We start from the raw sequence: 12382 nt of genomic DNA on the forward strand, positions 1-12382 counted from the left end.
TTAATCCCTATGCTATTGTCATATTTATGTAACCTAAACGTCTTGTAATAGTCGCGGTTGATAACAGCTGATAAATAGAGGCAGAGACTGATGTCTGCATCAAAACGCGTGTTGATCGTTGACGACGAAGCGCCGATCCGAGAGATGATTGCGGTCGCTCTGGAGATGGCCGGTTACGAATGCATGGAAGCGGAAAACGCCCAGGCAGCACATTCGCTGATTCTGGACCAGAAACCGGACATGGTGCTGCTGGATTGGATGATGCCCGGCACCAGCGGTATCGAGTTCGCCCGTCGCCTGCGCAAGGATGAGGTCACCGCCGATGTACCCGTGATCATGCTCACCGCCAAGGTCGACGAAGACAACAAGATCAAGGGACTGGAAGCCGGTGTCGACGACTACATCATCAAGCCCTTCTCGCCGCGCGAGCTGGTGGCACGTTTGAAAGCGGTGCTGCGCCGGGCGACCCCCAAGGGTGTCGAGGAACCGGTAACCGTCGATGGCCTGACCCTGGACCCGGTCTCCCACCGGGTGACCGCAGACGGCCGTCCGGTGGAGCTGGGGCCGACAGAATTTCGCCTGCTGCAGTTTTTCATGACCCATCAGGATAGGGCATACTCTCGCAGCCAGCTGCTCGACATGGTGTGGGGCGGCAACGTCTACGTGGAGGAGCGTACCGTCGATGTCCATATCCGTCGTCTGCGCAAAGCGCTCGGTGAACGCCACGACTACCTGGTCCAGACAGTCCGCGGCACCGGGTATCGTTTTTCCGCCCAGGTCGCCTGACCAGCGGCTAGCGGATCGAGCGTAAAGGGATAGTATGCGTCGTTCGCGCCACTCCATGACCTACGCCTTGCTTGCCTATGCCGGCGCCGGCTTCCTGTTGGGCCTGCTGTTTGCCTACCCCGGCTGGGGATTAGCGGCCGGTGTCGGTATCTGGGCCTGCCTGCAGATCAGGCAGTACAACCTGCTGATGACCTGGTTACAGCGTGAGGACCAGAGTGAACCTCCAGAGAGCCGGGGCGCCTGGGGCGAACTGCTGGATGAGCTGGCGCGTCACCAGAAACATGCACAGACACGGGAACAGCAGCTGAAATCGGTTATCGCCCGCTTTCAGCAATCCACTGCCGCGCTCGACGACGCCATCATCATCGTCGATAGCCACAACAGTCTTGAGTGGTGGAACAGTACCGCCAACACCCTGCTGGGTCTACAGCCAGGTGATCGCGGCAAGCCGCTGCTCAATCTGATACGCGACCCCCGCTTCGTGCGCTACTACCGCAAGAGCAATTATCAGGAGCCGCTGCAACTACTCTCACCGGTCAATCCCGACATCCACCTGCAGTACCAGATCAGCCGCTTCGGCGAAGGGGACAGGGTACTGGTGGCACGCGACATTACCCGCCTGGTGAAACTGGAACAGACCCGCCAGGATTTCGTCGCCAACGCCTCCCACGAACTGCGCACACCGCTGACCGTGATCCGTGGCTATCTGGAGACCTTCCTCGACCAGGAGCTACCGCGTCCACTGCAACGCGCACTGTCACAGATGCAGCAGCAGGCCAAGCGCATGGAGAGCCTGGTGGCAGACCTGTTGTTGCTGTCGCGGCTTGAATCGACCCAGCAGATCAGCGATGAGCACCCGATCCGCATTCGCTCGCTGATCGAACAGATCGCACTCGATGCCCGCGACCTGTCGGCCGAACGCGGCCACCAGTTCCACCTCGACATCGATACCGAGTATGACCTTGTAGGGCAGGAACTGGAGCTGCAGAGTGCCTTCTCCAACCTGGTATTCAACGCGGTGCGATACACGCCGGGGCCCGGCGAGATCGAGATAAGCTGGAAAGTGGATATCCGCGGAGGCCATTTCTCGGTACGGGATAACGGCATCGGCATAGATCCCGCGCACATCCCGCGCCTGACCGAACGCTTCTACCGTGTCGACGAGAGCCGCTCATCCGCCAGCGGTGGCACCGGACTGGGCCTGGCCATTGTCAAACATGTGCTGATGCGCCACGGCGCCCAGCTCACCATCGAGAGCCGCAGCGGCAAGGGCAGCACCTTCAGCTGCCACTTCCCGCCGGATATGCTGCGCCGCCTGGAACAACAGGACAGCGTTACCGCCTGAAGGTTGTTAGCGGCGCACGATCTCGCCACCGGCGTTGATCATCCGTTCGCCACCATTGTCACCGGCATACTCCTCAACCCAGTAGATCGTCGCGCCAACCACCGCCGCCGGCATGATGATCAGGTTGAGCAGCGGCACCAGCATGCCGAACTGCACCAGCGAACCAAACCCCACCGCGGTAAAGCGGTGCGACTTCAGCAGGCCTTTCATATCGGCAAAGCTGACCCTGTTGTTGTCCATCGGATAGTCACAATACTGGATCGCCATCATCCAGGCACCGAACAGGAACCAGATCACCGGCATCGCCAGATTGATCAGCGGGATAAAGCTGAGAATCAGCAGAAACAGGACACGGGGCAGATAGTAAAGCAGTTTCGCCACCTCGCGGTGTAGCGCTCGCGGTATCATCTTGACCACCTCGCCCCAGCCCTCGTTACCCAGAGGGTCGCCGCGCAGCTGCCGCTCCACCTTCTCGGCCAGGAAGCCATTGAACGGTGCGGCAATAAAGTTGGCGACGATGGAGAAGCCGTAATAGACCAGCACCAGCACCAGCAGCGCGAACAGTGGCCAGAGGATGTAGCGTAGAAAATCCAGCCACTGCCAGTCCGGCAGCCAGGCGTTCATCAGATAGTCGATCCAGCCGCCGAACTGGCTCGCCAGCAGCCAGATCGCCCCGCTGAACAGCAGGATATTGATCAGCAGCGGCACCACCACGAAACTGCGAATGCCGGGCTGCGGCAGCATCGCCAGCCCGCGCAGAAAATAGCCGGAGCCCCTGATCGGGTTACCCTTCATAGCTCCTCCCTATGCCATAAAATAGAAAGCGAAGCGGATCACCACGGCAATCAGCATCAACGTCAAGCCAATGCGGTTGATTCTGAACTCCAGCGGTGTAAAGCTGATCAGCGGCTGCCAGAACCTCAGTACCGCTTGCCAATCCTGGGTGCGTTTGACGTAGAGCCCCAGTGAGGTCAGAAATACCAGCAGCCCGCCCCAGAACAGAAACGGCTCAATAATGGCCAGATAGATCATCGGAATCCTTCTCGCGAGATAGATAGACAAGTGCCGGACGCACCAGCCGTGGCCCGGTAATTCAGTTGACGGAGAGTAACATGAAAGCGATTCGACTCCATGCCTTTGGCGGTCCGGACAACCTCAGCCTCGACGAAGTCGCCCCCCCTGTAGCCGCACGTGGCGAGGTGCTGATCCGCAACCGGGCGGCGGGTGTAAACCCGATCGACTGGAAGACCTGCTCCGGAGGCGGGGCCAGCGCATTTATTGGCGAGCTACCCTACATTCCAGGCTGGGAGTGCGCCGGCACGGTAGAAGCGGTGGGTGAGGGTGTCAGCGATTTCAGCGTCGGCGACGAGGTGTTCGGCTTCCTGCGCTTTCCCGAGGCCGCCGGCTGCTATGCCGAGTCGGTCTGCGCACCGGCCAATCAGATCGCCAAGCGGCCCGCGGCTCTCGAGGTCAACGCCGCAGCAGGGCTGGGCTTGGCCGGACTGACCGCCTGGCAGGCCCTGCATGACAAGGCTGGGGTTCAGGCCGGACAGCGGGTGCTGGTCCTGGCCGCGGCGGGCGGCGTCGGCCACCTGGCGGTACAGCTGGCCAAAGCGGCCGGGGCCTACGTGATCGGTACGGCATCTGCCGACAACCAGGCCTTTATCGCGTCGCTGGGCTGTGACGAGTGCATCGACTACACCAGCGCCAATCTGTCGGTCAGCCTGCGCGATGTGGATATCATCATCGATGGTGTGGGCGGTGCTACGGCAATCGAGGCGTTGGGCTGCCTGAAGCCCGGCGGGCTGATGGTGACCCTGCCATCGGTAACGGCAGCCGAGGTCGCGGAAGCGGGCGAGAGGGGAGGTTATCGGGTACTGGGAATCCGTGTTGAGCCCAACGGTACCGAACTTGCCGAACTCGCTGCCCTGTACTCGGCCGGCCAGCTCACCCTGAGTCTGGCGCAGACACTGCCTCTGGCCGAAGCCGGGCGGGCGCACCAGCTCAGCGCCAGTGGCCATCAACGCGGCAAACTGGTGCTGACTGTTGCTTAAGCGCTATCCCTCAAGCCCTATTGCCCGGTGGCCAGTCTACCGGGCACGGCCGCCTCGCTGGAGGAGCAGAACAGCTGCTGCTGACGCATCAGCAGGCGGCAACCCTCACCGCGAATATCCCGCCCCCAGCAGCTTTGCCGCGCCCAGTTTTTATCCTCTTCACTGAGCTCCTCATTAAACGCCGGCACACCCTGGCAAAACGCCGGATTGACGCTGGAGCTGTCCAGGCACGCCTTGAGGAACTTGCCGTAGCGCACTGTGCACTCGAAACCGGTGCACTGGGTATCGAAATCGCTCAGTGCCTTGTCCAGGCAGGCCTGCTGGTCGTGATTACGCCCAAACTCGATACCGGCGGCGTGGAAGCGCTGCGCGTCTGCAGCCCGCTGCTGGTTGAACTCAGCGACGAACCTATCCCGGTTCAGCCACAGATAACCGCCACCCACTACAGCGATCGCCAGCAGTGCCAGCATGACTTTTTTTAACATAGGGTAACTCCGAACAGTTCAGCTGCGGCCGCGGTACAACCCGACCAGGCAGAACAACAGTCCCAATACGGACAGCAGCATGCCGCCGTTGACCAGTACCGGATGGCGTTGCATGAAGGGAACGAAGGGCAGTGTGCCAGACTGGGCACTGTCGATACAGAGACGTTCGACATAGTTCCAGGCACCGCCGGCATCCAGACAGGCATCCACGTCCGCCTGCTCCATCATATATCCGGCCATCAATCCCAGCGGCGGTAAAATCAGCAGTAACAGTCCCAGCTTCAACATCAGGAGTCGTCACCGCTGATGCCGATATTGCTGACACCCTCGTTCTCCGCCAGTGTGCGCAGATCGCGGATAAACGCGGCGTCGGCTTTGCCTTGAGCCTGCAAACGCTCCAGCAACTCCTCGCGGAACGCATCCTCATCCAGCATCAGATCGTGGGTGTTGATAAAACGCACCAGCTCTTCGTCAGACATCTGGTCGTTGGCGGCGGTGACCTCGATGAAATTGGCCACGCACTCGTGCGACAGGTTGGCCACACCGGCGGCTTCGGCAGCGTCACCCTCAAGCAGGCAGGTCAGCGTCGAGTACAGGGCGACGGCGGCATCGTAGGCGGGCATCGCCCCGTACATGTCGAACTCGTCCAGATTCGGGATGTTGGCCTCGACATTATCGAGCTGCACCTCGGCGTTGATCCTGGCGCCGGTGCCGGCCAGCTGGTTCCAAACCCCATCGAGTATCCCGCGCAGTTGCTGGTGGTCGCCAAAGCCAACCAAGCGCGAGAACAACTGATAGTTGGGAAACATCCGCTCGCTCAAGGCGGCGCTGAAAGCGACCAGTTGCCAGCTTTGCAGCCCCTCAAGCTGTTTGTCCAACTGAATCAGTTCCGTCATTCGCTCTCTCCGCAGAATTCGTTACGTCTAGCCGGTTATTGTACGTCCTGATTCGCCGCAGCTGTAGGGAAATGCACCCAAGGCAGCACAATCAGATCAAAATATCGTTCATATGTGTCGGTTATCCTTACACGATGTACCTCCCGCACCCTATTGGTAAAGCAGGAGTTACAACATGTTAGTATGGTTTTAACTTGAGAAAGCCGGCTTACGCCGACGACTGTCGCCATTGGCGGCGATCCCAACCTTATCAAGCAGGTGAAAAATGGCTTCTACCCTCTGCGTATTCTGTGGCTCCAGCGACGGCACCCAACCCGCATACCGCGACCAGGCCTATGCCTTGGGCGCAGCCCTGGTCAAGCAGGGCAGTGCACTGGTTTACGGCGGTGGCTCCATCGGCTTGATGGGCGCGGTTGCCGATGGGGTCATGGACAGCGGCGGCAAGGCTACCGGCGTTATCCCCGAAAGCCTGTTCAAGGCGGAGGTCGCGCATCAGGGACTGACCTCGCTGGAGGTCGTACCCGACATGCATGCGCGCAAGGCGAGAATGGCCGAGCTAGCCGACGCCTTTGTCGCCCTGCCTGGAGGTATCGGCACTTTCGAAGAGCTGTTCGAAGTCTGGACCTGGGCCCAGCTCGGCTACCACGATAAACCGATCGGGCTACTTAACCTGGATGGCTTCTACGATCCGCTGCTGGCATTCCTCGGCCACACCGAGGAGCAGGGCTTTATCCGCTCACGCTGTCGTGAACTGCTCTGGGTCGAGCAGGATATCGCCGGCTTGCTGGCACGCATCAATCGGGGTATTGAATTGGGCTCGGTCAAGTGGGATCCGGAAAAGATCTAAGCCTTGATTTGCTGGCTGGCAATCAATGGCAGCTTCTCGTACTCTGCTAGGCTGCATAATCATATTGATCCTAAAATGTCCCGGCTGCTCACATTCTTGCTGACACAGGCTGTCCAATATCTGACGCTGGCAACCCTGCTGCTGTCGGCATCTGTTAGCGCCCAACCGCTGGTGCTTGCTCAGATCAGCGAGCGGCCAAAGAAGGATTATGCCGAGCTGCGCCCCATGGCCAGTTATATAGCCGACCAGCTGAGCGAGTTCGGCTTCGATGGCGCCGAAGTCAGGCTGTTCCGCACTGCCGACGAGTTAATAGCGGCGATACGTGCGGGAGAGGTGCACTGGGTAACAGAAACCCCCTATACCACCGCACGCCTGGTTCAGGAAACCGGTTCACGCGCCCTGGTCAAGAAGTGGAAAAATGGCCAGCGCCAATACCAGACCCTGATCTATACCCGCGAGGGATCCGGGATCAAGGAGCTGGCCGACCTGGTCAACCGGCAGATCGCCTTCGAACACCCCTATTCGTTCAGCAGTTACTACCTGCCCAAGCGTATCCTCGAACGCTCCGGATTCACTCTGAGCCCGCTGCACAAGGCGACAGAGCTTCCGCCCAGCGGCACTATCGGCTATCTGTTCAGCCGCAACGAGAAGAACAACGCCCTCTGGGTGGACAAGGCGATAGTCGCGGCAGGCGCGCTTAACGACGGCGACTGGAACAACCCCGACCGCGTGCCTCCCACTATTCGCCAACGCCTGCGGATCATATACCGCTCACCCTTTTATCCACGTGCATTCGAGACCGCCACACCGGCCCTGCCGCCGGATGCGGCCCAGCGCCTGCAGCAGTTGTTGCTAACCCTCGATCGCGCGAGCCACAGTGCACTACTGGAACGCTACGAGCACACCGAAGCCTTCGCACCGATTGAACCCACTGACCTCCAGCTGTTACATGACATGGTGGTCGATACAGGCGGTGCCAAGCGATGAAACGCAAGTTTTCGGTCATTACCCGCTTGTCGATACTGCTGACTCTGGTCTCGGCGGTGATCATGGTGACGCTGATCATGGCGGTCGATGATGCTCTCAAGGAGTATCGCCGGCAGTCGGCGCATATCGACCAGAGTTACCTGACCGATACCATGCGCGAGCAACTCGAGCGCGACGCCAGCCTGCTGATCAAGGCGCTGGGAGACAACCTCAGTGACGCCGTCTATCAGCAGGATCTGAGCAGCATCGGTAACTCGCTTGAGGATCTCCGCGGCTATCGCGAGATGGACTATATCTATGTCCATGACGCTGATGGCCGTATCATCCATGACGGCAGTCTCGCGATTAATCACTACGGCGAGGATGTCAGCAGCTACCTCCATCCAGGCTCGACCTCCGGGTTACAGCCGCAACTGCACTGGGCAGGCAGCCACCTCTATCTGAACAGCCCGATCACCGCGGGCGGCGAGCCTTTTGCAGCGATAGCGGTCGGCTTCGACTTCTCCGCCCCGCTGCAGATTGCAGTCGAACGGGCAGAGGCGCTCGAGGCCAATGAGCTGGAGATGTTTCAAGCCGTGCGCAGTGCGTTGCTACTCACCTTCATCATCCTGCTGCCGGTCTGCCTGCTCAGTGCCCGTATTCTCACCAGGCGCATGCTTACCCCGCTTACCACCCTGACCGAGCGCAGTATCCGCTACGCCGACGGTGAGCGTGACTTGAGTTTCGATCTGCAGCGCGAGGATGAACTCGGACGCCTGGGTCGAGCACTGGAGCGAATGCGGCTCGGGCTGGAGGAGAGCCACGATCAGGTGCACCAGATGGCCTACGAGGACACGGTCACCTCGCTGCCCAACCGGCGCAGCTTCCAGCACAAGCTCAATGAGATCATGCATCGCAGTGCCAGCATGGACTACCGCTTCGCAGTCCTGTTCATCGATCTGGACCACTTCAAGCAGGTTAACGACACCGCGGGTCATGCCCAGGGCGACCAGCTGCTGCGCGAAGTCGCCCGCCGGCTCGGTCAGATTCTGAAAGAGCAGCGAAGCCGGCGCCGACCGGAATCGCTATTGGCCCGCCTCGGTGGTGACGAGTTCGTTGTCCTGCTACCGGCCATCGAAACCGGCGAGGAGGCGGCCGAGATCGCCCGCGCCCTGTCTGCGGCGCTGAATACCCCGTTTCTGCTCTCCGGCCAGTATTTTTCCATCTCCTGCAGTATCGGCATTACCCTGTATCCGGATGACGGGGTCAGCAGCAGCGAGATCCTCAAGCATGCCGATATCGCCATGTATTCGGCCAAGCAGCATGGTCGCAACCAGTTCGCCTTCTTCCAGCCGCAGATGACCGAGGAGATACGCGAACGTCTGGAGATTCAGCAGGGGATACGGGAGGCGATCAAGCACGATTATCTGTTCCTGGATTACCAGCCGATCTACTGCATGCGCAGCGGTCGTATCCTGGGCGCAGAAGCCCTGCTGCGCTGGAGGCACCCACAGCACGGGCTGCTGAGCCCGGCGCGTTTTATCCCGATTATCGAGGAGTCGGATCTGATCGAAGAGGTCACCCGTTGGGTGGCGCAACGTGCGGTAACCGACCTGCAGTCCCTGCTTGAGCTCAATCCCGCGTTCAGCCTGTCGATCAATATCTCCGGCGCGGCTTTGCATCAGTCCTCGATCTGTGACTTTATCTGCGATCTCAAGCAGCAGCAGAACCTGCCGGACGACAGCCTGTGTATCGAGATCACCGAAACCAGCATGATCACCCACCTGGAGAGCAGCGAAAACGCCCTGCGACGCTGGAAATCCGCCGGCATCGAGATCTGGATCGACGACTTCGGCACCGGCTATTCATCACTAGCCTACCTGAACAGCCTGTCGATCGACGGCCTGAAGATCGACCGCTCCTTCGTACACAACCTGATCGACGGCCATTCGCGTCCGCTGATCGACGCCATGGTCGCCCTCGCCGAGTCGCTGTCGATACACACCGTCGCCGAAGGCATCGAAACGGAACAGCAACTTGCGCTGTTGCGGAAGATGGGTGTGCACCTGGCGCAGGGCTTTGGGCTGGCACGCCCGATGCCTCTGCTCGACCTGCAGCAAAAGATTCGCCTGGAGATTGAAGAAACCGCATGAACTACGTCGCGCTTACGCTGAGCCTGTTACTGCTGGCCAATTCCGCCCTGGCACTGGAGGGTGAGGTGAAGACCCGGCTTAAGTATCTGGACGGCGCCTCGCGCAGCACGATCGAGTACAACCCGGACCGCAGCTTCGATCAGCGGGAAGAGCGCCGCAAACGCCGATGGGAAAGCGACACCCTGCTCAAAATTGAGCTGACGCCGGAAGAGGAGTGGCAGTGGAGCACCAGGCTGGGCTACAACAGTCGCCGCACCGTCGATCAAAAAAGAACCTTCCGCGAAGATGGCAGCCTGAAGAAGGACAAAACCCGCACCGAATGGCGCCAATATCCCTATGTGGGCCTGGGTCTGCGCTATGACCTGGGCTCCCACCTTGGCGGGGACGCCTGGTCACTGCGCCTGTATCACGACCGCTTCCTCGACGTGGACTACCACTCCAGCGACCTTGCAGCCGACGCCAAACCGATAGCGGGGCGCGGCAGCGGGTACGAAACCGAAGTGAGTGTTCGGGCAGAGTATATGACGCCCTGGTACAGCCTGTATCTGCTGCCGAAACTGAGCCTGACCCATACCCGCTTCAGTGCCTGGACCAATACCGCACAGAATGAGGTCGAAAAGGCGGAGCAGGAGCTACAGTATGAAGCAAAACTCTGGCTCGACTGGATCACGCCGCTGGCTGGCTGGGAGCTGATCGCCGGCCCCAGCTGGCAGTTGGAGGATCAGGCCGAACGCGACCCGGGGCAGGGCTGGCAGTGGGAGGACAAGGAGCAGTGGCTGGCCACGCTGAAACTGGAATACGCCTCACCCGATCCGGGGTTCGAGATGGAGTTGCAGGCCGAACACTGGCTGAACGGCCCCGACCGCGACGATACCCGCTATAAGGTAGAACTCAGCTACGAGTTCTGAGCCAACCTCATACCTGGCGCAGGAGGTGCCAGGCAGAAACTTAAACAAGGAGAGACAAGGATGTCATCCACCACAACCCATCTAAGCGCCGCCCTGGCGCTTATGACCACCCCGGCATTCGTCATCGCCGCTCCGGTTCCGGCGCTGATGAGCGCGCAGACACTGTTACCGGATCAACAGATAGAATCCGCCGACTACCTGGTCAGCGAAAAGCTCGATGGCGTGCGTGCCCGCTGGAACGGCCAGCAACTGCAGACCCGTAGCGGCGCACCGATTTCGGCACCCGACTGGTTTATCCACGACCTGCCGCCCATCGAGCTGGATGGTGAGCTCTGGCTCGGCCGCAGCCGATTTGCCGAACTCAGCGCGCTGATCAGACGCAACGAGAGTACCGACGATCAGTGGCGGCAGGTCAGTTTCATGCTATTCGACCTACCCCTGCATCCGGGCACCTTCGTTGAGCGCCATGCGGCGCTGCTGACACTGTTTCCGGCTGTGGATAACCGCTATATCCGAGTGATCGAACAGCGTCGCGCGCCGAGCCGGGACAAGCTGGAGCAGTTGCTGGTTCAGATCCAGCGCTTAGGTGGCGAGGGGTTGATGCTGCATCACTCTGCATCGCGGTATGTCCCCAACCGCAGCGACCTGCTGTTGAAATATAAAGGCTATCAGGATGCCGAGGCACGGGTGGTCGGCTACACCGACGGCAAGGGCAAGTATACGGGTATGACCGGCGCCCTGATCGTGGAGAACGACACCGGGCTGCGCTTTCGTATCGGCTCCGGACTGAGCGATGCCGAGCGCGAAAATCCACCCGCAATCGGCTCGACCATCACCTATCGCTACAACGGCCTGACCAGTCAGGGTAAGCCTCGATTTGCGCGGTTTATGCGGGTGCGCGATCCGGAGCTATAAACATTTTAAATACAATGTAAGTGTCGATTCAGTTTCAGGTAACCACCAGCCTCTTCAGGAGGTTTGTGGGGGCTGTGTTCCTGGCCCACTGCGCCAGGGATGGCGCAGTGGAGCCCCCAAGGATGGGTTCACCGCGTGCCAGGGACGCAGCTTCCGCGGACCGCCCCCCCACCAGGGTCTGAAGCCCAAAACGCAAAGAGGCTCCTCTCGGGAGCCTCTTTCAAACCGGCTCGACTAGCAGCGTCAGAGCCGTACCTCGATGCCACGCTCACGCATATACTGCTTGGCCTGGGGGATGGAGTACTCGTTGAAGTGGAAGATCGACGCCGCCAGTACCGCATCCGCCTTGCCTTCGATACAGCCCTCGACCAGGTGGTCCAGGTTGCCGACACCGCCGGAGGCGATCACCGGCACATGCACCGCTTCCGAGATCGCGCGGGTGACGCCGAGATCGTAGCCGTTCTTGACCCCGTCCTGGTCCATCGAGGTGAGCAGAATCTCGCCGGCACCATACTCGACCATCTTCTTCGCCCACTCCACAGCGTCCAGCCCGGTGGGCTTACGGCCGCCATGGGTAAAGATCTCCCACCGGTCCGGCTCGCCCTCGGCGGACACCTTCTTGGCGTCGATGGCGACCACAATGCACTGGCTGCCGAAACGTTGCGCCGCCTCGCGCACGAACTCCGGGTTGAACACTGCCGCGGTGTTGATCGACACCTTGTCGGCACCGGCGTTGAGCATCTTGCGGATATCCTCGCAGGTGCGGATACCACCGCCGACGGTCAGCGGGATAAACACCTGAGACGCCATCCGCTCCACGGTATGCACCATGGTGTCGCGCCCTTCGTGGCTGGCGGTGATGTCGAGGAAGGTGATCTCGTCGGCACCCTGCTCGTCGTAGCGCTTGGCCACTTCCACCGGATCACCGGCATCGCGGATGTCGAGGAACTTCACGCCCTTGACCACACGGCCGTTCTCCACGTCGAGACAGGGGATGATGCGTTTTGCCAGTGCCATGGTGCTTAAC

General features: G+C 60.4%; 14 protein-coding genes. 8 read left to right on the plus strand and 6 right to left on the minus strand.

Going from position 1 to position 12382, the window contains the following annotated elements; genetic code table 11:
* Positions 1 to 90 precede the first annotated feature (90 nt).
* Positions 91 to 786, plus strand: coding sequence for a phosphate regulon transcriptional regulator PhoB (gene phoB / locus IEX40_RS20525; RefSeq protein ID WP_188751845.1), 696 nt, complete (start codon positions 91 to 93; stop codon positions 784 to 786).
* 34 nt (positions 787 to 820) lie between these two features.
* A complete protein-coding gene (gene phoR, locus IEX40_RS20530; protein WP_188751847.1) occupies positions 821 to 2131 on the plus strand; it encodes a phosphate regulon sensor histidine kinase PhoR in 1311 nt (436 codons plus the stop codon).
* Between the two features lie 6 nt (positions 2132 to 2137).
* Here phoR and cysZ read toward each other — a convergent pair whose 3' ends face one another.
* Together cysZ and IEX40_RS20540 are read right to left on the minus strand one after the other, a co-directional pair.
* Positions 2138 to 2926: a sulfate transporter CysZ gene (cysZ, locus tag IEX40_RS20535; protein ID WP_188751849.1), complete on the minus strand. Its 789-nt coding sequence runs from the start codon at positions 2924 to 2926 to the stop codon at positions 2138 to 2140.
* Positions 2927 to 2935: 9 nt separating this feature from the next.
* Positions 2936 to 3163: a hypothetical protein gene (locus tag IEX40_RS20540; protein WP_188751851.1), complete on the minus strand. Its 228-nt coding sequence runs from the start codon at positions 3161 to 3163 to the stop codon at positions 2936 to 2938.
* An 80-nt stretch (positions 3164 to 3243) separates the two neighbouring features.
* Here IEX40_RS20540 and IEX40_RS20545 point away from each other — a divergent pair, with 80 nt between their 5' ends.
* The gene (locus IEX40_RS20545) at positions 3244 to 4185 is read left to right on the plus strand and encodes an NADP-dependent oxidoreductase (RefSeq protein ID WP_188751853.1); all 942 of its coding nucleotides are present in this window, start codon (positions 3244 to 3246) and stop codon (positions 4183 to 4185) included.
* 17 nt (positions 4186 to 4202) lie between these two features.
* On the opposite strand, the gene IEX40_RS20550 is transcribed toward IEX40_RS20545, so the two are convergent.
* Genes IEX40_RS20550 through IEX40_RS20560 form a run of 3 tightly spaced genes read right to left on the minus strand, consistent with a single transcriptional unit; the run spans position 4203 to position 5566 of the window.
* Positions 4203 to 4670 (minus strand): hypothetical protein, encoded by a 468-nt coding sequence (locus IEX40_RS20550; protein ID WP_188751855.1) that lies wholly within the window; start codon positions 4668 to 4670, stop codon positions 4203 to 4205.
* Positions 4671 to 4688: 18 nt separating this feature from the next.
* The gene (locus tag IEX40_RS20555) at positions 4689 to 4958 is read right to left on the minus strand and encodes a hypothetical protein (RefSeq protein WP_188751858.1); all 270 of its coding nucleotides are present in this window, start codon (positions 4956 to 4958) and stop codon (positions 4689 to 4691) included.
* Entirely contained in the window at positions 4958 to 5566 is a 609-nt protein-coding gene (locus IEX40_RS20560) for a YjaG family protein (RefSeq protein ID WP_188751859.1), read from the minus strand. The genes IEX40_RS20555 and IEX40_RS20560 overlap by 1 nt, the downstream gene beginning before the upstream one ends.
* A 265-nt stretch (positions 5567 to 5831) precedes the next feature.
* Between IEX40_RS20560 and IEX40_RS20565 the strand changes: the two genes are divergently transcribed.
* The 5 genes from IEX40_RS20565 (at position 5832) to IEX40_RS20585 (ending at position 11355) form a co-directional block, all read left to right on the plus strand.
* Positions 5832 to 6413, plus strand: coding sequence for an LOG family protein (locus IEX40_RS20565; protein ID WP_188751863.1), 582 nt, complete (start codon positions 5832 to 5834; stop codon positions 6411 to 6413).
* Positions 6414 to 6488: 75 nt separating this feature from the next.
* Positions 6489 to 7400 carry a phosphate/phosphite/phosphonate ABC transporter substrate-binding protein gene (locus IEX40_RS20570; protein ID WP_188751865.1) on the plus strand — a complete coding sequence of 304 codons (912 nt, stop codon included), beginning with the start codon at positions 6489 to 6491 and terminating at the stop codon, positions 7398 to 7400.
* Positions 7397 to 9532, plus strand: a complete 2136-nt coding sequence (locus IEX40_RS20575; RefSeq protein ID WP_188751868.1) for a putative bifunctional diguanylate cyclase/phosphodiesterase — start codon at positions 7397 to 7399, stop codon at positions 9530 to 9532. The genes IEX40_RS20570 and IEX40_RS20575 overlap by 4 nt, the downstream gene beginning before the upstream one ends.
* A complete protein-coding gene (locus IEX40_RS20580) occupies positions 9529 to 10440 on the plus strand; it encodes a hypothetical protein (protein WP_188751870.1) in 912 nt (303 codons plus the stop codon). The genes IEX40_RS20575 and IEX40_RS20580 overlap by 4 nt, the downstream gene beginning before the upstream one ends.
* Positions 10441 to 10500: 60 nt before the next feature.
* Positions 10501 to 11355, plus strand: a complete 855-nt coding sequence (locus tag IEX40_RS20585; protein ID WP_188751872.1) for a DNA ligase — start codon at positions 10501 to 10503, stop codon at positions 11353 to 11355.
* 243 nt (positions 11356 to 11598) lie between these two features.
* Here the strand turns inward: IEX40_RS20585 and hisF are convergent, their stop codons facing one another.
* Positions 11599 to 12372, minus strand: a complete 774-nt coding sequence (hisF, locus tag IEX40_RS20590) for an imidazole glycerol phosphate synthase subunit HisF (RefSeq protein ID WP_188751874.1) — start codon at positions 12370 to 12372, stop codon at positions 11599 to 11601.
* Positions 12373 to 12382 lie beyond the last annotated feature (10 nt).

Source organism: Marinobacterium zhoushanense, from assembly GCF_014641945.1.
Lineage (GTDB): Bacteria > Pseudomonadota > Gammaproteobacteria > Pseudomonadales > Balneatricaceae > Marinobacterium_D > Marinobacterium_D zhoushanense.